Source organism: Leisingera sp. UBA4491, from assembly GCF_002388965.1.
Classification (GTDB): Bacteria; Pseudomonadota; Alphaproteobacteria; order Rhodobacterales; family Rhodobacteraceae; genus Leisingera; species Leisingera aquaemixtae.
The window spans coordinates 40108-62900 of sequence record NZ_DGNN01000022.1 but is presented as its reverse complement, the minus strand read 5'-3'; the positions used below and the strand labels follow the sequence as shown (position 1 = coordinate 62900).

The following is a 22793-nucleotide window of genomic DNA, read 5'->3' as shown; positions in this document are numbered from 1 at the left end:
GGATTTCAGCCTTCTCTCAATCAGCCCAGGATGCCGGGCAGGTTCAGCCCGTGCTCGCGCGCGCAGTCCTTGGCAATGTCATAGCCTGCATCCGCATGGCGCATGACGCCGGTGGCCGGGTCGTTCCACAGCACCCGCCCGATACGGCGGTCGGCGTCCTCGCTGCCGTCGCAGCAGATCACCACGCCGGAATGCTGCGAGAAGCCCATGCCAACCCCGCCGCCGTGGTGCAGCGACACCCAGGTCGCACCGGAGGCGGTGTTCAGGAGCGCGTTCAGCAGCGGCCAGTCGGACACCGCGTCGGAGCCGTCCATCATCGCCTCGGTCTCGCGGTTCGGGGACGCCACGGAACCCGAGTCCAGATGGTCGCGGCCAATGACCACCGGCGCCTTCAGCTCGCCCGTGCGGACCATCTCGTTGAAGGCAAGGCCCGCCTTGTGGCGGTCGCCAAGCCCGATCCAGCAGATCCGCGCGGGCAGGCCCTGGAACGCGATGCGCTCCTGCGCCATGTCCAACCAGCGGTGCAGGCCCTCGTTATCCGGGAACAGCTCCTTCATCTTGGCGTCGGTCTTGCGGATATCCTCCGGATCGCCGGACAGCGCCGCCCAGCGGAACGGGCCGATGCCGCGGCAGAACAGCGGGCGGATGTAGGCGGGCACGAAGCCGGGGAAGTCAAAGGCGTTCTCCAGCCCCTCCTCCAGCGCCATCTGGCGGATGTTGTTGCCGTAATCCACCGTCGGCACGCCCATCGCATGGAAATCGCACATCGCCTTCACCTGCACGCGCATGCTGGCGCGGGCGGCCATTTCCACCGCCTTCGGCTCGGAGACCCGGCGTTCCTTCCATTCGCCCATGGTCCAGCCCAGCGGCAGGTAGCCGTTCACCGGGTCATGCGCAGAGGTCTGGTCGGTCACGATATCGGGGCGGATGCCGCCCGCCTTGGCGCGCTCGACCAGTTCGGGGAAGATCTCTGCCGCATTGCCCAGAAGGCCCACGGATTTCGCCTCGCCCGCCGCGGTCCAGCGCTCGATCATCTCCAGCGCCTCGTCCAGGGTTTCGGCCTTTTCGTCCAGGTATTTGGTGCGCAGGCGGAAGTCGATGGAGTCCGGGTTGCACTCCACCGCCAGGCAGCAGGCTCCGGCAAACACGGCTGCCAGCGGCTGCGCGCCGCCCATGCCGCCGAGGCCGCCGGTCAGGATCCATTTGCCCTTGAGGTCGCCGCCATAATGCTGGCGGCCGGCTTCGGCAAAGGTCTCGTAGGTGCCCTGCACGATGCCTTGGGTGCCGATATAGATCCAGGAGCCGGCCGTCATCTGGCCGTACATCATCAGGCCCTTCTTATCGAGCTCGTTGAAGTGGTCCCAGTTGGCCCAATGCGGCACCAGGTTGGAGTTGGCGATCAGCACGCGGGGCGCGTCCTTGTGGGTCTGGAACACGCCCACGGGCTTGCCAGACTGCACCATAAGGGTCTGATCTTCCTCAAGGTTTTTCAGGGTCTCTACGATCAAGTCGAAATCCTGCCAGGTGCGCGCGGCGCGGCCGATGCCGCCGTAAACCACCAGCTCATGCGGGTTTTCGGCCACATCCGGATGCAGGTTGTTCATCATCATCCTGAGCGGCGCCTCGGTCATCCAGGACTTGGCGTTAAGCTCCGTGCCGGTCGGCGGGAAGATGTCGCGGGTGTTCTTGCGGGGATCGCTCATGCGGGCCTCCAGGTCTGAAGATCGGTGAGAATTTTGGTGAGATGGGCGCGCAGGTCTTCCGCGCGCTCCGGCAGGTAGGTCCAGGGCGGGCTTTCCTGGCAGTAGGTGGCCTGCGCCAGCTCCATCTGGATCGCGTGCAGGCCTTCGCCGGGCCGCCCGTAGTGGCGGGTGGTCCAGCCGCCCTTGAAGCGCCCGTTGAGGGTGGAGGTATAACCCTCCGCCGCCTCGCAATGGGCCACGGTCAGCGCCTCGATGGCAGGATCGCAGGTTTCGCCCATGTCGGTGCCGACGTTGAAATCCGGCAGGCGGCCCTCGAACAGGAAGGGAATATCGCCGCGGATCGAGTGGCAGTCATAGAGGATGGCAAAGCCGTGGAGGGCCTTCACCCGCTCCAGCTCCGCCGCCAGCGCGGTGTGATAGGGCGCGTGATAGGCGTCGCGGCGGCGTGCGATTTCGGTCTCGTCCGGCTCCTTGCCGTCCTGCCAGATCGGCAGCCCGTCAAAGTCTGTCAACGGCACCAGGGTGGTGGTGTTTTGCCCAGGATAGAGACTGATACCGGCGGGATCGCGGTTCACGTCGATCACATAGCGATGGACCGGCGTGCGGACGGTTGTGATGTCCTCCACCAGCCCGGCGTAGAGGTCATGGATATGCCAGTCGGTGTCGGCCAGCGCCCTGCCCGTCCCGTTCAGGCAGTCCCAGACCTCTGGCGGCACATCGGTGCCGGTGTGGGGCAGCCCCAGCACCAGCGGCGACGACCCATTGGTGACCTCGATCATGCCGCCACCTTGACGCCTGCGGCGTCCGCGACGCGGCCTGCGCGGACCATGGCGCTGACAGCTTCGATATCCGGCGCCAGGTAGCGGTCCTCCGCCAGCGCGGGGATCTCCGCGCGCAACATCGCCAGAACGTCCTGCAACCGGGCCGAGGTCTTGAGCGGCGCGCGGGCCTCCACCCCTTGCGCGGCGCAGAGCATTTCAACGCCCAGGATCACCGACAGGTTGGCGTTCATCCGTCCCAGCCGCAGCGCGCCGTGGGCGGCCATCGACACGTGGTCCTCCTGGTTTGCTGACGTCGGGGTTGAATCCGTGACGCAAGGATTCGCCAAATGCTTGTTCTCGCTCATCAGCGCCGCGGTGGTCACCTCGGCGATCATGAAACCGGAATTGAGGCCCGGATCCGGCGTCAGGAACGGCGGCAAGTCGTGGCTGAGGGTCGGGTCCACCATCAAGGCCACCCGGCGCTGCGCGATGGCACCGATTTCGGCCACGGCGAGCGCGATCTGATCGGCGGCAAAGCCCACGTATTCGGCATGGAAGTTGCCGCCGGAGACGATGCGGCCTTCGTTCACCAGCACCAGCGGGTTGTCGGTAACGGCGTTGGCCTCGATCTCCAGCGTTTTGGCGGCCATCCGCAGCACGTCCAGCGCCGCGCCCACCACCTGCGGCTGGCAGCGGATGCAATAGGGATCCTGCACCCGGGTGTCGCCCTCGCGGTGGCTTTCGCGGATTTCCGATCCGTCCATGATGGCGCGCATCTCCCGCGCCACGTCGATCTGCCCGGCGTGGCCGCGCAAGGAATGGATATCGGCGACCAGCGGCGCGGTGGACCCCATGATGGCGTCAGTGGTGAGCGAGGCAATCGCCATCGACGCCTCCGCCATGCGCCAGGCGTCAAACAGCCCGGCCAGCGCGCAGGCGGTGGAGAACTGGGTGCCGTTTATCAGCCCCAGGCCCTCCTTGGGGCCGAGCACAATAGGCTCTAACCCGGCCTTTTTCAGCGCATCCGCGCTGGACATGCGGATCCCTTCAAACGTGGCCTCCCCTGCCCCGATCATCGCCGCCGCCATATGCGCCAGCGGCGCCAGGTCGCCGGAGGCGCCGACGGAGCCCTGCGACGGGATCACCGGCACCACGCCGCGTTCCAGCATCTGCTCGATCTGCTCGATCACCAGCCAGCGCACGCCGGAGGCACCGCGGCCCATCGACAGGAGCTTCAGCGTCATCATCAGCCGGGTCTTGTCCTCCGGCAGCGCCTCCCCTACCCCGCAGCAATGGCTTAGGATCAGGTTGCGCTGCAGGGTGGCGGTATCGGCCGGTGCGATCTTGGTCGAGGCGAGCTTGCCGAAGCCGGTGTTGATGCCATAGACGGCCTCCTCCCCCGCTGCGGCATCCGCCACCATTTTCGCAGCAGCCTCCACCGGTTCGCGGGCCGAGGCATCCAGCTTGGCCGGGGTCAGGTTGCGGTAGATATCTTCCAGCGTGGCCAGGGTCACTGTGCCCGGAACCATCTGAATCATCTCGATCATAGGGTGCCCTCATAGATACGGGTGTAAAGCGGGTTGAAGCCGATGCGGTAGGCAAGCTCTGCCGGGGTTTCCACGTCCCAGACCGCCAGATCGGCGCGCAGACCGGCGGCGATCTGGCCGCGATCCGTCAGCCCCAGCGCGCGGGCTGCGTTGCGGGTGACGCCTGCCAGCGCCTCCTCCGGGGTCATCCGGAACAGGGTGCAGCCCATGTTCATTGTCAGCAGCAAGGAGGTCAGCGGCGAGGAGCCGGGATTGCAATCGGTCGCCAGCGCCATCGGCACGCCATGCTCACGGAAGTGGTCAATCGGCGGCGCTTGCGTCTCGCGGATGGTGTAGAACGCACCGGGCAGGATCACCGCGACGGAGCCGGACGCGGCCATCGCCCTGGCGTCCTCCTCGGTTGCGTATTCCACGTGATCGACTGACAACGCGCCGTAGCGCGCGGCCAGTTTGGTGCCGCCCTGATGGCTCAGCTGTTCGGCGTGCAGTTTCACCGGCAGGCCCAGTTCCTGCGCCGCCTTGAACACGCGTTCGATCTGCGCAGGGGAAAACGCGATGTTTTCGCAGAAGCCGTCGACCGCATCCACCAGCCCCTCCGCATGGGCGGCACGCAGGGCGGGGATGCAGACCTGATCGATATAGTCATCGTCGCGGCCCTTGTACTCGCCGGGCGTGGCATGGGCGCCGAGGAAGGTGGTTTTCACTGTGACCGGGCGCAGCTCGCCCAGACGGCGGGCGGCGCGCAGCATGTTGAGTTCGGTGTCCAGATCCAGCCCGTAGCCGGATTTCACCTCCACCACCGCAGCCCCTTCGGCGATCAGCGCCTCCAGACGCGGCAGCGCGCCCTGCACCAGATCCTCCAGCGATGCGGTGCGGGTGGCCGAGACGGTGGAGACGATACCGCCCCCTGCCCTCGCGACCTCCTCATAGGACGCCCCGTTGAGGCGCATCTCAAACTCCATCGCGCGGTTGCCGCCAAAGACGATATGGGTGTGGCAGTCGATCAGCCCCGGCGTGACCAGCCGCCCGCCCAGGCTGCGCTGCTCCCACGGGAAATTGTCAGCTGACAATTTTTCCCGCGGCCCGGCCCAGACGATGCTGCCGTCCGAGACCGCGACGGCCCCGTCCTCGATCAGGCCATAAGGCGTGTCTGAACTGGCCATCGTGGCCAGCCGGGCGTCTGTCAGAACGTAGTTCCCTGTCACGGAATCCCCCCGAGTCGCTGTGCTGCTGGTTCGGCATTAAGCTACTCAATTAGGATATTATGTCTAGTCATAAAATCGCAAAGGCCGCGCCCGCGCCCGGCCGCCGCCTGCCCCCTTCAGCGGGGATAGCGCGGGTGCAGATCGTCGATGATGATCGGATGCGCGTGCGGCGCGGCGCCTTGCAGGTGCGGATGGTCCGCTGGCAAATCCGGATGGCTGTGCGCAACCGGGGCGGCGCTGTCGCGGGGCCACAGGCGCTGCGCGGCGATCAGCCCTGCCGCGGCCAGCAGCGCCAGCGCCAGCATTGCCGCGCCGCCGCCCCAGGCGGCCATCAGCCAGGCCGACAGCGGGTAGAACAGCAGCCAGCAGGCGTGCGACAGGGTGAACTGCGCGGCAAAGATCGCGGGCCGGTCCGCCGGATGGGCCGAGCGCGCCAGCAGCCGCCCCGAAGGCGTCAGCACCGCCGACCAGCCCACGCCGATCACAGCCCAGCCGATTGCCAGCCGTGCAAAGGTCAGCGGCGCGGCAAAGGCGGCCAGCGCCAGGCACGCCATGGCGGCAATGCTCAGCCCTGCCCCGGCCAGCATCACGGTCCGGTCCGGCAGCCGCTGCAGCAGCCGCGGCAGCAGCATGGCCGACAGCATCGAGCCGCCGCCGAACGCCGCCAGCGCCAGCGCCACGGAGCTTTCGGGCAGCGCCATGCCGGCCCGCACCAGCACCACCGTGTTGACGATCACCATCGCGCCGATGGCAGACACCACCCAGTTCAGCGCCAGAAGCCCGCGCAGCCGCGGTGTCTTCAGATAGTTGCGGATGCCGCGGGTGGTGCGTTCCCAGACCGGCCGCGGCGCCCGGGGCGCGGGCGACGGCAGCGCGATTGTCAGCAGCAGCAGGGCCGATCCGGCGAACCCCGCCGCGGTGCCCCAGAACAGGGTGCCGGAACTGACCGCCAGCAGCAGCGCCGCGGCCAGCATCGGGCTGGCCAGGCTCTCCAGCTCAAACGCCAGCCGCGACAGCGACAGCGCCTGGGTGTACTCCTTCTCATCCGTCAGCACATCGGGGATCGAGGCCTGGAACGCGGGCGTGAACCCGGCAGAGGCCGATTGCAGCACGAAGATCAGCACATAGACCTGCCAGACCTCGCTGACGAACGGCAGGCAAACCGCCACCAGCATCCGCACCAGATCCAGGGCGATCAGCATTTTGCGCCGGTCCGCCTGTTCCGCCCAGGCGGCGGCGATCGGGGCCACGGTGACATAGGCCGCCATCTTGATCGTCAGCGCGGTGCCCAGCACCAGCCCGGCACGCTCGCCCGCCAGGTCAAAGGCCAGCAGGCCAAGCGCCACGGTCGCCAGCCCGGTGCCGGTCAGCGCGACGATCTGGGCCAGGAACAAATGCCGGTAGGTGCGGTTCTTCAGGATGGACAGCATGGGCAGCGGGGTCCTCGGGCTGGGAGCGTTGCCGCCACTGTGGCCGCAGGCCGGCGGTAAAAGCAACGGCCCGGATCACCGGAACGCGGCGGCAGAGGAAAATTGTCAGCTGACAATTTTCGCAGTCCAAGCGCGCGCAGGTGCTGAGCGCGGGCAGAGGCTGGCTGCGAAACCGGTTCGGAATGGCCTGTGTGAGCGGCAGGCGCCGCCAGAAACAGCCGGGATTGTCAGCTGACAATTTTTCATTGGCGGACGATGCGAGCCGAGTTCAGCAGGACCGCGGGCAGGGCGTGCATCATCCCGCAGCAGCGCCATCCGGGTTTGCAGACCCTTCGCAATCCCGCACATGGCAGAAAATTGTCAGCTGACAATTTCCGCCCCGGCACCCCTTTGCAGCAGCGCATCCAGCATCGGCTTGGTCGAAAACTGACCCGCCCGCGCCTTCTGCGCCAGCCGCCGCAGATAGGCGCCGGGGCTGCGGATGGTGCCCAGCTTTTCCAGTATGCACATCACCGCTGTTGCCGCGTCCCGGCGGCCCATGGCGGCGCGTGCATCGCTGAGAACGGGCATCGCGATCCCCATCATCGGTGACAGCTTCTCGGCAATCCGGTCGGCATCCTGCCAGCTGCGCAGCCCGCCAGGGTAATAGCTTTGCACTTCGGGGCAGGCGCGCAGGACGGTGGACAGGCCATTGCCATTCTCAGCCTCTTCCCCCGCTGCGTCTGGACGATCAGGCGGGGAACAGGGCGCTGCGGGCTGCGCCGCTTCAGAGTCAGAATCTTTTTTTAGTGAATGCTGTATGTGCCGCTCATTCTGGCTGGTGCTGCCGCTCATTTCGCGTGACGGCAGGCGGGAGGGCTGCGGGGCCTGATCCGCTGTCCGGCTGGCAATTTCTTCGCGCAGGGTTTCGGCCATCCGGGCCAGCTCCGTCTCGCAGGGTTTGCGCCGCAGCAGCCTGCGGGCGGCCTCCAGCAGCTCCGCAGCGCCGTCAGCCAGCTCCGACAGCTTCTGGCGCAGCACAGCCACCCGGTCGCGCAGCACCGCCAGATGCCCGGCGCGGGCCTTGGCCGCCAGCGCGGCGTCGAAGATCTGACCAGCGTGGCGGGCGAGGGGGGACAGATCAAACCCGAAGGCCAGCGCCGTGTCCTCGCCGCTGCGGCGGGCATAGCGCTTGCGGTTGGGGCTGTTCTTCCGGCTGACAATGCCAATGCGGGTGAGGGCGGCCAGATGGCGGCGCAGGGTGCTTTCGGGCATCCCGTTCAAGCGCTCAATCAGCTTGCGGTTCGAGGGGAACACGATGGCGCTGTCCGGCTCCGCAGGCAGCGCCCGCTCCGGGAAGAAGGTGAGCAGGGCCTTCAGCACCCCAAGGGTGCGGTGGCTGAGGTCGAATTCCGCGGCGGCGTGCGTCAGCGCAGCCAGAAGGTCCCACTTGTCGTGGTCACCTGCCAGCCGGCCGCACGGATCCTGCCGCCCAAATGCGATTTGGGACGCCTTTTCCATGATTTTTTCACGAAAGACAAAAAATACCCGCCCCTGTGCGGCGCACAGAGTTGACACTGACGAGTCTGAAGGGCTATTCCAAAGGTGCTAAATCTGAGAACGGCCTTCTGGGATGTAATGTCCTGGGGGGCTTTTCTTTTGCCTGCTACGTGCCTCCTGTCCTGTTTTCTCTGCTCTTGCTCAGTCTTCCGGCTGCTCGGGCTGGTCTTGCTGCCAGCGGCCGTGAAGCTCTGCCATGATCTCTTCCGCGTTGGCGTCGAACCAGGCGTCAAAGCCCGGCGCGTCCTTGGCGGCGATCGTCAGGGTGATACCCTTGGCGGTGGTTTTGATGCCCGCGACCTCGGCGCCGGTGCTGCCGGGCAGGGCGCGGGTTTTCGGCGGGGCAGGGGCCGGTTTCACCTCCTGCGGCGCGTTCCGGGCATGTTTCAGAACGGCCTCGAACCGCCCGTCGGAGTCATAGGTGGTGAAGTCTGGCCGGTTTGTCCTGGTGATCGCCCGGGAGCGGGCTGCCGGATCGGCGAACAGTTTGACCAGCATCATCCAGCGGTCGCGGCCAATGCCGGGGGCGGAGCCGATCGTGCGCAGGAAGGGCAGGTCAAAGGCGGTGCCGACCTTGAGCATCCGCGACACCATCGGCAGGTCGATGGACAGCGCAGCGGCAATTGTCTGCCGTCCATAGCCATCCGCCTGCAGCTGCGCCGCAAAGGCGGCCTTTTCGATGAAGCTGAGGTCCTGGCGCGAGGTGTTTTCCTGGCCCTGGGCCATCACCAGCGCGTGGTCGTCCAGCTGCCGCACCATCGCCTTGACCGGCAGGCCCAGCTCGCGCAGCGCCTTGAGGCGGCGGCGGCCGTAAACGATTTCGAACCGCCCCGGCGTGGCGGGGTGCGGCCGCAGCAGCACCGGCACCTGCTGGCCGTAGGTCTGCAGGCTGTCCTTCAGCTGGTTGAAGGCGGCCCCGTCCATGCCCAGGCGGTCCTCGTAACCGGCGTCGTCGATCAGCGCGGTGTCGATTTCCTGCACCGCGCTTTCCTGCAGCTTGCTGAGCGAGGATTGCAGCGCCCCGACCGCGCCGCGCGGCATCATCTTGGGTTTTGGCCCGCCAGCGGATGCTGCCGGGCTGCTGAGTGCCGTGCTGAGAATGCCTTTGCGTGCCATCAACGCCTCCATGCTTGTTGAAGGAGCGATTCTATTTCATCGTTAACTTGATTCAGTGAATCGACCGCACGGTCATAGGTTGACCTGTGAAACTGGGATCTTTCGACCTCATAGACCGTCTGCTGGGTCAGGCCCGCGTCGGAAATCGCGGTGGATTTCAGCATCGGGGCCACCATGACCTCCTCGCCGAACAATTGCCGCAAGAATGCAACCACCTGTTGCTGCGGGCCGTCGTTCGGCTCGTACCGGTTGATCAGAAAGCGCAGGAAATCGAATTCCAGCGCCGCGCCTGCGTTGGACACCACGTCCAGCAGTTCGGCGGACATTTGCAGGAACTGCGACATCGAGGCGATGTCGAGCATGTTCGGCACCACGGTGATGATCACGCCGGTCGAGGCGCAGAGCGCCGACATGGTAAGATAGCCGAGCTGCGGCGGGCAGTCGAAGATGATCACGTCGTAATCGGCCTCGACCTCCTCCAGCGCTGCGGCCATGCGCGAAAAGAACGCGGGCTGCACATTGTGGATCAGCGCCTGCGGCGTCTCATGCTCGAATTCCTGCAGGATCAGCCCGCCCGGCGCCAGGTCCAGGCCGGTGAAATAGGTCTGCTGGATGATCTGGCGCAGGGGCAGGGGGTCATCATAGCGGATTGCGTCGTAAATCGTCCCTGTTTCAAGGAAATCGACCTCTGGCCGGTAGCCGAAAAGCGTCGTCAGCGACGCCTGCGGGTCGATATCCACCGCCAGCACCCGGTAGCCCTTGAGCGCCAGCCGCTGCGCGGTGTGAATGGACGAGGTGGTCTTGCCCGAGCCGCCCTTGAAGTTCAGGAAGGACAGCACCTGCACCTTGTCGCCCGCGCGGCGGCCGCGCAGGTAGGTGCCCGGCGTCTTGGCCGAGGCATCCAGGATCTTACGCATCTCCAGCAGATCGGCGGCGGAATAATGGCGCCGCCCGCCCGGTGTGGTGTGAACCTCGGGAAGTTTTCCGTCAAAATGCAGCTTGCGCAGGAAACTGGAGGAAATGCCCAGCATCTCCGCCGCTTCCCCGGCGCTGAACAGCCGCAGTTCCTTCCTTGCATCCGGTGCAAAACTCGCCAGCATGTGGCTGTTGAGGGCCGCACTGAGGTTCTCCGCGTTTTCGCGGATTCGCTGATTGATGTGGAGTGCTACTGCCAACTGCTGCCCTCTCGGTAGTAACGCTGTTTTGCGTCAGCGCCTTATTTATCGTTTCTATACGCAATGCGAACAGCGTTTTGCAATAGATTCCTTCATTTACAGGTTGCAGACGTGTTTTCCGGATTTCTGCCGGATTGCGGAGCGCGCGGCAAGTTTCGGCTTAATGCCCTGAAAATAAAGAAAAAGACTGCCTGCCGCCGCGCCGGGGCAGGGGAGGGCGGACGGTCCCTGCGGCACTGTGCAGAATCCGAAACGCCTGCCCGGGCCGAGTCGCACCGGACAAGGGGCGCCCGGTTGAGTCTGCGGCAAACGGCTGTGATTAGGGTCTGTTTTTCGCGGATGGCGCTCCATTTCGGTGCGCCGCCGCGCCTGACCGTTCTGCTGCTGGCCGGAAATCCGCTGTCTGGCTGAAAACAGCAGCCGGTTTCGCGTGAAAGGCGTTTTCCACAACTAAAAATAAGGGAATTCTTGATCTGCACTCGCCCTGCGCGTGCAGAATTCCATGATTTGAAGGAGAAGAAAATGGAACGTGACAGCATCTTCACACATATGCAGGCCATTGAAGGCAGGTTCAACGCCGAGGGCCTGACGCTTTACGTGTGCACAAACCCTGAAGAGCTGCCGGCCCTTTTGGCGGATGTGGGAAAGGAGCGGGTTCACCCGATGTCCGAAGTCAGCGATGAGGACCTGCAGTCGGGCCGGGCGTTCTGGCTGTTCCTGAAGCGGCAGGACCGGTGCATCACCTGTATCTCGGCCAAAAGCGTGGATCTTGGCAGCAAGGACTTCGGGAATTACTTCCGCGGACTTGCGGCCTCCCGCTACAGCGGCCGCGACGGGGTGGTGGAGAGCGTTTCGCAGCCGCTGGTCGATGAGATGCGGGGCCGGCTGATCTATTTCGGCGGGATCGAGGTTGCGCCGGACGAACGGGGCGGCATCCGGCGGCTTGGCGATTTCGCCCAGTATGTGAAACTGCTGGCCGCCACGCGGTGGGATTTCGATTGGATGTACACGATCATTGCCTACAAGCACCGCCGCCTGGCCGATGATTACGGCTTTAACGGCAAATACCGCAACGCGATTTCCTGGGCGGATCCGGTGCCCGAAGGCCTGGCGAACGATCAGATGATCCTAGGCCTCAACGCAGTCCACTTCTCGCATATTGTCAGCAGTGTCGAGCCAGGTAATCTTTGAGAAAACGGCCGTGACCGGCTCCCCTTGGGGGCCGGTCACCCGCATTGTCACCTTGCGGTAGCCGCCGCGCACCCGCAGCCCCTTGATGATCACGTCCAGCTCCTCGTCGGTGACGATATACGGAACTTCGCTCAGCATCCTGTGCGACTGCATCGCGCGCGCGATGATGGTTTCCTCGAAGGATCCGACGATGCGGTAAAAATCCCGGTTGCCGGCCAGCATCAGCCGCTCCGCGGCGGCGCTGCGCTTGCCGATCTGGATCGGGTGCATGATCCGGTCGGTGGCCTCAAGCGGCTCGTAAAGATCGACCTGGTCCTCGAACCATTCCCAGTTCCGCAGCTGCCCTGCCTCCTGGTGGAACCAGTCCAGAATGTGGTCCGTGGTCACGTTGAACCCCGCCCTGGAGCACGCTGCAAGTTCCGTATTGGCGGCCTCGGCCGCGCGCCAGCGGTTGAGCCGGGCTGCGGAGGCCTGGCTGCCGCCCGGCAGTTCGAAGAAGAACTGAATGGGGATGCACAGGCCGGCCGACAGCAGCGCCAGCGAGGACGCCGGAATTTCGCGGTTGTTCCGCATCTGGCTTCGCAGAGTGCCGTAGTTGACCCCGGAGATTGAGCAGGCTGTCTTCAGTCTGACGCCTGCGATCTTGCAGGCGGCATCAATGCGGTCGGCAATCATATGCACCTCAAAAGTTTACATATGTGAATTATTAAACCAATAGTTGACACCTATCAGCCAAAGCATCAACAATCAATGCGTGTATAGGGGTTATCATCGGGCGAGTTACCTGTGGAGTGGACGAACGAAAAAGCGCATCAGGCCGGGGGACGCGGACGGGACGTGTCCCGGCGCGAGCTTGAGCTGCTGAGAAAGGCAAGCGAGGCGTCGGGGAGAAGCCTTGGCTTCTGGTCCGATCTGACCGAAGGGCTGGACCAGAGGTCGATTGCCCTGCTGGTGTCGCGGGCCCATATGGTTTCGCCGGACGGCTCTGCCGTGCCGGACACGCTGGCGCAGGACCAGCGCGAGGTGCTTGCCATGCTGTCCCAGGTCGGCCACCGCGACCGCGGGGTGTTTCTGCGGGCGCTGCGCGGGCTTATCGACCTGCGCAAGGGGCGGCTGAACTAGGCCGCGCCGGGGCCTCCCGGGGGGCTGCACTGCACTAAGATCCGGCCGTTTCCCGCCATACCCCTTGACCGGGCTCAATATTTGCGCACCAAAGTTCTTTCGCTGGCTCATACTGGCCGGGGCGAACGAATCTGCATGGAGAAGCCTATGGCTCAGGAGCATCCCATTTACGGCCGGATCGACGGCCCCATCGTGATCATCGGCTTCGGCTCTATCGGCAAGGGCACGCTGCCCCTGATCGAACGCCATTTTGAATTCGATGCCGCCAAGCTGACGGTGATCGAACCCGATGCCGCCAAGGCGAATTTCCTGCGCCAGCACAGTATCAACCACCTGCAGGTCGCGCTGACGCCGGATAACTACAGGGAGGTGCTGGGCGGCCTGTTTGCCGAGGGCAAGGGCTTTTGCGTGAACCTGTCGGTGGACACCTCGTCGCTTGAGCTTATGACCTTCATGCGGGAGCTGGGCGTCCTGTACATCGACACGGTGGTGGAGCCCTGGGCGGGCTATTATTTCGGCACAACCGACAATGCTGCCCGCACCAATTACGCGCTGCGCCAGGCGGTCCGGAATGAAAAGGCGCGCAACCCCGGCGGCACCACCGCTGTCAGCTGCTGCGGCGCCAATCCCGGCATGGTCAGCTGGTTCGTCAAGGAGGCGCTGCTGACGCTGGCCCGCGACACCGGCCGCAAGGTTGAGACCCCCGCCAGCCGCGAGGGCTGGGCGCGGCTGATGCAGTCGCTGGGCGTCAAGGGCGTTCACATCGCCGAACGGGATACCCAGGCCCGCCGGGTGCCGCGCGCCCGCGGCACCTTCGTCAACACCTGGTCGGTCGAGGGCTTCATCGCCGAGGGCTTCCAGCCTGCCGAGCTGGGCTGGGGCACCCATGAAACCTGGTTCCCGGAGAACGGCCACCGCCAGGACAGCGGCTGCCAGGCCGCCATCTGGCTGGAGCGTCCGGGCGCGATCACCCGGGTGCATACCTGGTGCCCGACGCCGGGGCCGCAGTTCGGCTTTCTGGTCACCCATAACGAGGCGATCTCGATTTCGGACTATTATACCGTCGGGGCAGGCGCCGATCCGGAATACCGCCCGACCTGCCACTACGCCTATCACCCCTGCGACGACGCGGTGCTGAGCCTGCATGAGCTGTTCGGTTCCGGCCAGCAGCAGGAGCGGCACCACATCCTGACGGAGGATGAGATCATCGAGGGCATCGACGAGCTGGGCGTGCTGCTCTACGGCCATGAAAAGAACGCACTCTGGTTCGGCTCCCGGCTGTCGAACGAGGAGGCCCGCGACCTGGCGCCCTATCAGAACGCGACCGGGCTGCAGGTCACCTCGGCGGTGCTGGCAGGCATGGTCTGGGCTTTGGAAAACCCCGAAGCGGGGATCGTCGAGACGGATGAGATGGACCATGCCCGCTGTCTTGAGGTGCAGCGCCCGTATCTGGGCCCGGTGGAGGCGCATTACACCAGCTGGACACCGCTGCAGGACCGCTGGGCGCAGTTCCCGGAGGATATAGACGAAAGCGATCCCTGGCTGTTCCGGAACGTGCTGGCGAGCTGACCCAGCGGCGGCGCGCCTGGGGCGCGCCGCCGGCTATTCCTTGATGGCGCAGAAACCGGGGCTGTGGCCGATAGGGTCCAGAAAGGCCTTGTCCATCATGGCGCCGGTGCGGTGCGGGAGTTTTGGGTGTGCGGCCAAGCTGGCGCGCGCCAGCGAGATCCGGTCTGGCATTCAAAGGTGTTTTCCTCATATTGAAATGAGGACCGCTCATCCGAGCCACTTGCCAGGAGCCGCAGATGTCGCGCCGCCATTACAACCTGCCGCCGCTCACCACCCTGGCCGCGTTCGAGGCCGCTGCCCGGCATCTGAGCTTCAAGAACGCGGCGCAGGAGTTGTCGGTGACGCCCGGCGCGGTCAGCCATCAGGTGAAGGCGCTGGAAGCGGAGCTGCAGGCGCCGCTGTTTCAGCGCAAGCACCGGGGCGTGGAGCTGACGGAGGAGGGGGAGGCGCTGTTTGAAACCCTGGCCTCGTCCTTTTCCAAGATCTCGCTGAGCCTCAAGACCATCCGCGACCGGCAGACCGGCGATACCGTGACCATCGGCTCTACCTCCGCCGTGGCATCGCTGTGGCTGTCGCCCTCGGTGGTGCGGTTCTGGCGCAGGCATCCGGATGTGAACGTCAACCAGATCGTCAACGACCGGCCCCTGCGCGGCATGCCGGACGTGGATTTCTATATTCGTTACGGGCGTGAACGGGATAGCCGTGTGGAGCAAACCGAGCTGTACCGCGACCATCTGGTGCCGGTCGGCAATGCGGAGCTGGCGGAGAAACTCTCCGGCTGCCCGCTGGAGGAGCTGGCGCAGCAGCGGCTCTTGCATCTGGAGTCCGATGACAAGAGCTGGACCACCTGGGCCGACTGGTTCCAGCAGCTGGGCTACAGCGGCCCCATTGCGCCCGGCGTGCGGGTGAACAACTACGCGGTGGCGCTGCAGGCGGCGCAGGACGGGGTGGGGCTGGTGCTGGGCTGGCAGCGGCTGCTGAACCCGTTGCTGGCCACTGGCCAGCTGGTGCCGATCGGCCCGCACGTGCTGGCGGCGCCGCACGGGTTCCATTTGGTGGGCCGCCCCGACGCGGAATTGTCGGAATCCGCCCGTTTGCTGCGCAATTGGATCATTGACGAGATACATCAGGGGTCAGGTGAGCTGAGCTAATCCCAGCGCGAAAATTCCTGCTATTGAGTGAATCCGCTCTCTCCCTTCAATGGCGCAAAACGCGCACATCTTTTTCCTGCCTTGGAGAGACCCAGATGAACAAGCATGACTCGCTTGCCCCGGTGATGGCTCCGGTCAACGTCGCAAACGGCCTGCCGAACGCCCATTACATCGACCCCGCCGTCTTTGCCGAAGAGAAGCGTTCGGTGCTGTTCAAGAACTGGTCGGGCATCGGCTTTGGCAAGGATGTGCCGGAACCGGGGTATGCGAAGCCGGTGGATTTCCTTGGGATGCCGCTGCTGATCGTGCGCGACAAGGATGGCGAGGTCGGCGTGTTCCAGAACACCTGCCGCCACCGGGGTATGATCCTGGTCGAGAAACCCGGCAAGATCCGCGGTGCCATCCGCTGCGCTTATCACAGCTGGTGCTATGGCCTTGATGGCCGCCTGGTCTCCACCCCGCATGTGGGCGGCCCCGGCAACAACAAGCATGAAGACATCAAGCTGGACGAGCTGGGCCTGGTGCGCATCCGCTCTTATGTCTGGCGCGACGTGGTGTTTGTGAACGTCGACGGCTCCGCGCCGGAGTTCGAGGAGGCCCACGCCGACCTGCTGGAGCGCTGGAAGGAATTCGAGACCCCGGTGCATCACGGCGGCGCGGACTCCGGCTTCAAGCTGGAGGTGAAGACCAATTGGAAGCTGGCGGTGGAGAACTACTGCGAGAGCTATCACCTGCCGTGGGTGCATCCGGGCCTCAACAGCTATTCCCGCTTGGAAGACCACTACAACATCGAGGTGCCGGGCAAGTATTCCGGTCAGGGCACCCTGGTCTACCGCCAGATGAAGGGTGAGAACGGCGAGGTGTTCCCGGATTTCGAGGGTCTCAGCAGCAAATGGGACGAGGGCGGCGAATATACCGCGGTTTATCCCAACGTCCTGCTGGGTGTGCAGCGCGATCATGCCTTTGCGATCATCCTGGAGCCGGTCGACACTGAAAACACCGTCGAGCACATTGAGCTGTATTACGCGAAGTCCAACGAGGACACACCAGAGCTGGAAGACCTGCGCACCGAGAATGCGAAGCTGTGGAAGACCGTGTTTGAGGAGGACGTCTTTGTCGTCGAGGGCATGCAGAAGGGCCGCCACGGCGAGCTGTTTGACGGCGGCCGGTTCTCGCCTGCGATGGACGGGCCGACCCACAATTTCCACGCCTGGGTGGCGGATCAGGTGACCAAAGGCCGCGAGGCATGAGTGCCTTTCTGAAAGACGGGCTGGCCAGGAATTACCTGGCCGGTGCCTGGGTGGAGGGCGACGGCGGTGCGCGCATCGCCGTTGAGGATCCCGGCAACGGCCAGCACGTGGGCGACTGCGCGCTGGCGGGGGAGGAAACCCTGGCCAAAGCACTGGAGGCGGCGCGGGCGAGTTTCGAGCGCGGCGACCTGAGTGCGATGAAGCCCGCCAGGCGCGGTCAGCTGATGCAGCGCATCGCGGCGGAGATCCGGGGCATTGCGGATGAGGGCGCGGAGCTCTTGTGCCGGGAAAGCGGCAAGAGCCTGAGCGCGGCGCATGACGAATTCGAAGAAGCCGCGCAGTATTTCGAATATTACGGCGGCATGGCCGACAAGATCGAGGGCAAGTCGATCCCGCTTGGCCCCGATTACGCCGACTACACGGTTTATGAGCCTTACGGTGTTTCTGCCCAGATCGTGCCGTGGAACTTCCCGGTGTCGATTGCGGCGCGGTCGCTGGCGCCTGCGATGGCGGCGGGCAATTCGGTGATCATCAAGTCGCCGGAACTGGACCCGATGGCGCTGGCCATGCTGGGCGTGGCGCTGGAGCGCGCCGGGGTTCCGGCGGGGGCGGTGTCGATCCTGAACGGCATCGGTGCGGAGCTGGGCGCGCGGCTGGTGGAAAGCCCGGCGGTGGATCAGATCGTCTTCACCGGCTCGGTCCCGACTGGGCAAGCGATCCTGCGCGCCGCCGCCAACCCGGTGACGCCCGCGCTGATGGAGCTGGGCGGCAAGTCCGCTGCGGTGGCGTTTGAGGATGCCAATCTGGACACGCTGATGTCCTCCCTGCAAAGCGGCATCTTCTATAACGCGGGTCAGGTCTGCTCTGCCATGTCGCGGGTGCTGGTGCACCGGTCGATCTACGGCGAGGCGGTGGAGCGCGCCGCCGCGCTGGCAAACGGCCTGAGCGTCGGGCATGGCTTGGAAAACCCGGGCCTCACCCCGGTGATCTCGGCGCGGCAGCTGGACGGGATCGAAACCCTGACCGCCACCGCCCGCCAAAGCGGTGCGCGCGCAGCTTCGGGCGGTGCCCGGCTGGAGCGGGAGGGGTACTTCATGGCGCCGACCATCCTGGCGGATGTGGACCCGGCAGCCCGCGTGGCGCAGGAGGAGATTTTCGGCCCGGTGCTGGTGATGATCCCCTTCGACAGCGAAGAGGAGGCCATCGCGATCGCCAATGACACACCCTACGGCCTGTCAGCCTACGTGCAGACCGGCGACAGCGCCCGTGCGGCGCGGGTTGCCCGTGCGTTGCAATCCGGCATGGTCAATGTGAATGGCGCCTTCCTTGCTGCGGGCTCCCCCTTCGGTGGGGTCAAGATGTCGGGGATCGGGCGCGAGGGCGGCCGCGAAGGCATTCTCGAATTCCTCGAAACCAAGGTGATTGCAGCACCCTGACGGGGCTGCCGGAACGGACCAGCGCCATGAAAACCCTCCGCCGCATCTACAACGCCCACGCCTATGACACCAAGGCCCCCGTGGGCAGCTACTGGAACGCCACGCTGCCCGCTGCCCCTGCCTATCCGGCGCTGGACGGCGACCGGCGCACGGGCGTGGCCATCATCGGCGCGGGCTACACCGGCCTCAGTGCCGCGCTGCATCTGGCCCGTGACCATGGCGAGGCGCCGCTGGTGATCGACGCCGCCCAGCCCGGCTGGGGCGCCTCGGGGCGCAATGCCGGCTTTTGCGGTTTCGGCGGCGCCAAGCTGGGCGACAGCGCCATCATCGGCCGTTTCGGCGAGGAGGATCTGCGAGCCTTCTACAGCGCCCAGAAAGAGGCCATCGCACTGGTTCGCGATCTGACTTCCACCGGCGGCATCGCGGCCGATGTGCAGGAAGACGGCGAATACTGCCTTGCCCACAATGCCCGCGCGGCCCGCGCCCTGCCGGAGATGGCGGCAGGTCTCGGCCGCTATGCCGGGGTGAACTGCCAGGTGCTTTCAGCTGAGGAAATGCGCCAGGCGGGCCTGAATAGCGGCAGGTTCCACGGCGGGTTTCTGCTGCCCCTAGGCTTTGGCCTGAACCCGGGCAAATACGCGGCCGGCCTGGCCCGCCTGGCACAGCAGGCCGGCGCCGTGATCCACGGCCATACCCCGGCGCTGTCGGTGCAGGAGCAGCCCGGCGGCACCTATATCATTGAAACACCGTCGGGCCGCATCACAGCGGACCGGCTGATCATCGCCAGCAATGGCTACAGCAGCGACAACCTGCCGGACTGGCTGCGCGGGCGCTATTTGCCGGTGGTCTCGCATATCATGGTGACTCGGCCGCTGACGGAGGTAGAGAAACAGGCCCAGGGCTGGACCACCCGCCGCATCGCCTATGACACCCGCAACTTGCTGCACTACTTCCGCCTGCTGCCGGACAACCGGGTGCTGTTCGGGATGCGCGGCACCAGCAACATCACCCCCGGCTCCACGCAGCGGATGCAGCGCCAGATCCGCCGCAACTTTGAGACGATGTTCCCGGCTCTGGCACATGCGGAAACCGCGCATCACTGGAGCGGTCTGGTCTGCCTGACCCGCGGCCTGACGCCTTATGCCGGTCAGATCGGAGACTGGCAGCGCGCCTGGACCGGGTTCGGCTATCACGGCGGAGGAGTGGCCCTGGCAACCTATACCGGGCGGTTGCTGGCAGGGCTTGCGGCCGGTAGGCCCTGCAGCTCCCCCATGCCTCAGCTTATGCAGGACAAACCTGCAGCCTTCCCCATCCCAAGGTTGCGCCGCCATTGCCTGCCCCTAGCGTACACCTGCTACGGTGTCATGGATCTGCATTAGGAGGTTTCAGTTTCCCTCAATTGACAATGCTCCCCAACCCTTGAGGCAACGAGCCAAGTAAAACCGGCGCTCAGTTCTTGTTTCGCCTCAAATTGTTAAGTCTGTCGAACACTGGCTTCAGGAGCGGCGGTGCGGAGAGCTGCATGAATTGTTGACCGCACAGAGCATCGCAACCATTGCTTATTACGAATGTCCGCTCAGACAGCTGTCCACCAGTGCATTTGCGATTTCAGCGAATGACATGGTGTGTTTGCGNNCGCAGGAGGAGATTTTCGGCCCCGTCACCTGCTTCACGCCGTTTGACACCGAAGCCGAGGCAATCGCCATGGCGAACGGCACCGAGTTCGGGCTGGTGGCCGGCGTCTTCACCCGCGATCTGGCGCGGGCGCACCGGGTGGCGCATCGCTTGCGGGCCGGGCAGGTGTTTGTGAACGAATGGTTCGCGGGCGGCATCTCCACCCCGTTCGGCGGGGTCGGCAAATCAGGCTTTGGCCGCGAAAAGGGCTTGGAGGCGCTCTATAACTATGTGCGCACCAAGAACATCGCGATCTCGCTGAAGGGCTGAGGGATGGAGCGCGCAGAGCTCGACCACGCGCTGCTGCAGGCGCATGCGGACAAGAACAGCGCCGCGCTGGTCCGGCTGTATACGCTGGCCGGGGATCAGGCGGAGGATGCGGGCAATATCGACGCCGCCTGCTTTTACCTGACGCACGCCTTTGTCTTTGCGCTGGAGGCCGGGATGCCGGAGGCGAAGGCGCTGAACCGCCGCCTGGCGGCGCGGGACCGGGCGCATCCGCTGGAGCTGTAAGACAGGTTTCAGGCCGCTGTGCCTGCGGGGGCAGCGGTCTGTTTGGCCGGCAGGGGAGGGCCGGCCAAAGAATCTCAGGTCAAGGGAGGTGAAGGCATGATCCCCAGCAAAATGGCGGCGGTCCTGCTGACCGGCCACGGCGGCATTGAGAAGCTGCAGTACCGCACCGACGTGCCGGTGCCGCAGCCCGGACCCGGCGAGGTGCTGATCCGGGTGGCGGCGGCTGGCATCAACAACACCGATATCAACACCCGCATCGGCTGGTACTCCAAGGCGGTGGAGGCCGGCACAAATGCGGGCGGCGCCACGGGGTTCGACAGCGTCAACGACGTTGACGCCAGCTGGTCCGGCGCGCCGCTGGAGTTTCCGCGTATCCAGGGCGCCGACGCCTGCGGCCGCATCGCAGCGGTGGGGGAGGGGGTTGACGCCTCCCGCATCGGTGAGCGGGTGCTGGTGCGTAACATGCTGCGGACCTACGTTGATTACCGCCCCTATGAATGCTGGACCTTCGGCAGTGAATGCGACGGCGGCTTTGCGCAGTTTGCGGTGGCGCCTGCGCGCGAAACCCATGCGGTGAACTGCGATTGGTCGGATGCCGAGCTGGCCTCGATCCCCTGCGCCTATTCGACGGCGGAGAACATGCTGCACCGGGTGGGCCTGGGCGCGGAAACCGTGCTGATCTCCGGCGCCTCCGGCGGGGTCGGCTCTGCGGCCGTGCAGCTGGCGAAACGCCGGGGCGCTACCGTGATCGCGCTGTCCTCTGCCGCCAAGGCGGAGGATGTGCTGGCGCTGGGAGCCGACCGGGTGGTGGACCGCAACGCCGATTTGCGCAGCGAGCTGGGCGAAGGCTCCATCGACGTGGTTGTCGATCTGGTCGCCGGACCGCAATGGCCCGCGTTTATGGACGTTTTGCGCCGCGGCGGGTGTTACGCGACCGCCGGCGCCATTGCCGGGCCGATCAGCGAGATCGACGTGCGCACGCTCTACCTCAAGGATCTGACCCTGATGGGCTGCACCTTTCAGGAGGATGAGGTGTTCGCCAACCTTATTTCCTACATTGAGGCCGGCGAAATCCACCCGCTGGTCGCCAGGACCTACCCCCTCAGCGAGATTGCCGCCGCACAGGAGGACTTCCTGAGCAAAACGCATACCGGCAAACTGGTGCTGATGATCCCGGAGGTCAAAGCGTGAAGATCAGGAAGATCGAGCTGTATCAGCTGGACCTGCCGTATTCCGGCGGCGTCTACAGGCTGTCTGGCGGGCGGGAGTACCGCAGCTTTGATGCGTCCTTTGTGCGGATCACCACCGACACCGGGCTGGAGGGCTGGGGCGAAAGCACGCCGTTCGGCTCCACCTATATCGCGGCGCACGCTTTGGGCACGCGGGCCGGTATCGCCGAGATTGCGCCCTATCTTCTGGACCGCGACCCGCGGCAGATGGACCGTATCAATGAGGCAATGGACGAGGCGCTGCTGGGCCACAACCACGCCAAATCCGCGATTGACCTTGCGTGCTGGGACCTGTTCGGCAAGTCGGTGAATATGCCGGTCTGCGAACTGCTGGGCGGCTCGACAGGCAAGCGCCTGCCGGTGATCTCCTCGATCTATGCAGGTTCCCCCGAGGACATGCGCGCCCGCGTCGCGCAGCACCGCGAGATGGGGTACCTGGGCCATTCCGTTAAGATCGGCGCGCTGGACAGCGAGGGCGGACCGGCGCTGGATGCCGAGCGCATCCGCGCGTCGCTGGCCGACCGGCAGCCGGGGGAGTTCTTTCTGGTCGATGCCAACGGCGGGCTGACGCCGGAAACCGCGCTGCGCATGCTGCGGATGCTGCCCGAGGGGCTGGATTTCGTTCTGGAAGCCCCCTGCAAAACCTGGCGCGAGACCCTGTCGCTGCGCAAGCGCTGCGCCGTGCCGATCATCCTGGATGAGCTGGTGCAGCAGGATGAGGACGTTGCCCTTATGCTGGCGGAGGATGCGGCGGACGGGATCGGCCTCAAGATCTCCAAGGCCGGGGGGCTGACCCATGGGCGGCGGCACCGGGACATGTGCCTGGCTGCGGGTGCCACGGTCAGCGTGCAGGACACCGTGGGGTCTGTGGTGGCGTTTTCTGCCATCGCCCATCTGGGCGCCACGGTGCCGGAGCGGGCGCTTCGCTGTATTCTGGACTGCCGCGATATGGTAACGCTGAAAACGGCGGGCTTCGATGCGCCTGTTCAGGACGGCGGCGTGCTGGTGCCGGATGCGCCGGGGCTGGGGATCACCGTCAACCGGGACCTGATGGGGCAACCGCAGGCGGTTTGGGACGCCTGACTACGCAGTATTTGGTAGAATCAGTTTCTACAGCCTGTTGAGACTGGCAGGCCCGCAGGACCGTCCGGACGATGCCTGCGGGGACAGTGTTGCCGTTTC

20 protein-coding genes and 1 pseudogene are annotated in these 22793 nt (G+C 65.3%); 11 read left to right on the top strand and 10 right to left on the bottom strand.

What is annotated here, in order from left to right:
- Nucleotides 1-20 precede the first annotated feature (20 nt).
- From hutU to repA, 8 genes are all read right to left on the bottom strand, one after another.
- On the bottom strand, nt 21-1703 hold the full coding sequence (gene hutU, locus B2P87_RS12140; protein ID WP_141889079.1) for a urocanate hydratase: 1683 nt from the start codon (nt 1701-1703) through the stop codon (nt 21-23).
- A complete protein-coding gene (gene hutG / locus B2P87_RS12135; RefSeq protein WP_141889078.1) occupies nt 1700-2482 on the bottom strand; it encodes an N-formylglutamate deformylase in 783 nt (260 codons plus the stop codon). The genes hutU and hutG overlap by 4 nt, the downstream gene beginning before the upstream one ends.
- The gene (hutH, locus tag B2P87_RS12130) at nt 2479-4002 is read right to left on the bottom strand and encodes a histidine ammonia-lyase (protein ID WP_141889175.1); all 1524 of its coding nucleotides are present in this window, start codon (nt 4000-4002) and stop codon (nt 2479-2481) included. Before hutH ends, hutG begins: the two co-directional genes overlap by 4 nt.
- Nucleotides 4003-4007: 5 nt before the next feature.
- Nucleotides 4008-5216, bottom strand: coding sequence for an imidazolonepropionase (hutI, locus tag B2P87_RS12125; RefSeq protein WP_141889077.1), 1209 nt, complete (start codon nt 5214-5216; stop codon nt 4008-4010).
- A 116-nt stretch (nt 5217-5332) separates the two neighbouring features.
- Nucleotides 5333-6646 (bottom strand): MFS transporter, encoded by a 1314-nt coding sequence (locus B2P87_RS12120; protein ID WP_141889076.1) that lies wholly within the window; start codon nt 6644-6646, stop codon nt 5333-5335.
- Nucleotides 6647-7006: 360 nt separating this feature from the next.
- Nucleotides 7007-8146 carry a plasmid replication protein RepC gene (gene repC, locus B2P87_RS12115; protein ID WP_141889075.1) on the bottom strand — a complete coding sequence of 380 codons (1140 nt, stop codon included), beginning with the start codon at nt 8144-8146 and terminating at the stop codon, nt 7007-7009.
- A gap of 180 nt (nt 8147-8326) precedes the next feature.
- Nucleotides 8327-9301, bottom strand: a complete 975-nt coding sequence (gene repB, locus B2P87_RS12110; protein WP_141889074.1) for a plasmid partitioning protein RepB — start codon at nt 9299-9301, stop codon at nt 8327-8329.
- The gene (repA, locus tag B2P87_RS12105) at nt 9301-10476 is read right to left on the bottom strand and encodes a plasmid partitioning protein RepA (RefSeq protein ID WP_058284788.1); all 1176 of its coding nucleotides are present in this window, start codon (nt 10474-10476) and stop codon (nt 9301-9303) included. Before repA ends, repB begins: the two co-directional genes overlap by 1 nt.
- Nucleotides 10477-10998: 522 nt before the next feature.
- On the opposite strand from repA, the gene B2P87_RS12100 reads away from it, so the two are divergent.
- Nucleotides 10999-11667: a hypothetical protein gene (locus B2P87_RS12100; protein WP_141889073.1), complete on the top strand. Its 669-nt coding sequence runs from the start codon at nt 10999-11001 to the stop codon at nt 11665-11667.
- Here the strand turns inward: B2P87_RS12100 and B2P87_RS12095 are convergent.
- Complete coding sequence (locus B2P87_RS12095) at nt 11605-12342, bottom strand: hypothetical protein (protein ID WP_141889072.1); 738 nt, start codon at nt 12340-12342, stop codon at nt 11605-11607. The two genes, B2P87_RS12100 and B2P87_RS12095, sit on opposite strands and share 63 nt — an antisense overlap.
- Nucleotides 12343-12453: 111 nt before the next feature.
- Between B2P87_RS12095 and B2P87_RS12090 the strand changes: the two genes are divergently transcribed.
- Both B2P87_RS12090 and B2P87_RS12085 read left to right on the top strand, forming a co-directional pair.
- Nucleotides 12454-12789: a hypothetical protein gene (locus tag B2P87_RS12090; RefSeq protein ID WP_141889071.1), complete on the top strand. Its 336-nt coding sequence runs from the start codon at nt 12454-12456 to the stop codon at nt 12787-12789.
- A 147-nt stretch (nt 12790-12936) separates the two neighbouring features.
- Nucleotides 12937-14358 carry a homospermidine synthase gene (locus tag B2P87_RS12085; RefSeq protein ID WP_141889070.1) on the top strand — a complete coding sequence of 474 codons (1422 nt, stop codon included), beginning with the start codon at nt 12937-12939 and terminating at the stop codon, nt 14356-14358.
- A 33-nt stretch (nt 14359-14391) separates the two neighbouring features.
- Here the strand turns inward: B2P87_RS12085 and B2P87_RS12080 are convergent, their stop codons facing one another.
- Nucleotides 14392-14529, bottom strand: coding sequence for a hypothetical protein (locus tag B2P87_RS12080; protein WP_167510210.1), 138 nt, complete (start codon nt 14527-14529; stop codon nt 14392-14394).
- A 65-nt stretch (nt 14530-14594) separates the two neighbouring features.
- Between B2P87_RS12080 and B2P87_RS12075 the strand changes: the two genes are divergently transcribed.
- From B2P87_RS12075 to B2P87_RS12040, 8 genes and pseudogenes are all read left to right on the top strand, one after another.
- Nucleotides 14595-15509: a LysR substrate-binding domain-containing protein gene (locus tag B2P87_RS12075; protein ID WP_141889069.1), complete on the top strand. Its 915-nt coding sequence runs from the start codon at nt 14595-14597 to the stop codon at nt 15507-15509.
- Between the two features lie 95 nt (nt 15510-15604).
- Nucleotides 15605-16759: an aromatic ring-hydroxylating oxygenase subunit alpha gene (locus B2P87_RS12070; RefSeq protein WP_058284782.1), complete on the top strand. Its 1155-nt coding sequence runs from the start codon at nt 15605-15607 to the stop codon at nt 16757-16759.
- Nucleotides 16756-18195, top strand: coding sequence for an aldehyde dehydrogenase family protein (locus B2P87_RS12065; protein WP_286852589.1), 1440 nt, complete (start codon nt 16756-16758; stop codon nt 18193-18195). The genes B2P87_RS12070 and B2P87_RS12065 overlap by 4 nt, the downstream gene beginning before the upstream one ends.
- 26 nt (nt 18196-18221) lie before the next feature.
- Nucleotides 18222-19574: an NAD(P)/FAD-dependent oxidoreductase gene (locus B2P87_RS12060; protein ID WP_141892173.1), complete on the top strand. Its 1353-nt coding sequence runs from the start codon at nt 18222-18224 to the stop codon at nt 19572-19574.
- Nucleotides 19575-19833: 259 nt separating this feature from the next.
- Nucleotides 19834-20139: pseudogene (locus B2P87_RS12055) on the top strand (aldehyde dehydrogenase family protein); the annotation flags it as partial.
- A gap of 3 nt (nt 20140-20142) precedes the next feature.
- Nucleotides 20143-20382 (top strand): hypothetical protein, encoded by a 240-nt coding sequence (locus B2P87_RS12050; RefSeq protein ID WP_141889067.1) that lies wholly within the window; start codon nt 20143-20145, stop codon nt 20380-20382.
- 96 nt (nt 20383-20478) lie between these two features.
- Complete coding sequence (locus B2P87_RS12045; protein WP_141889066.1) at nt 20479-21573, top strand: alcohol dehydrogenase family protein; 1095 nt, start codon at nt 20479-20481, stop codon at nt 21571-21573.
- The gene (locus B2P87_RS12040; protein ID WP_141889065.1) at nt 21570-22694 is read left to right on the top strand and encodes a mandelate racemase/muconate lactonizing enzyme family protein; all 1125 of its coding nucleotides are present in this window, start codon (nt 21570-21572) and stop codon (nt 22692-22694) included. The genes B2P87_RS12045 and B2P87_RS12040 overlap by 4 nt, the downstream gene beginning before the upstream one ends.
- The last annotated feature ends 99 nt before the right edge of the window (nt 22695-22793 follow it).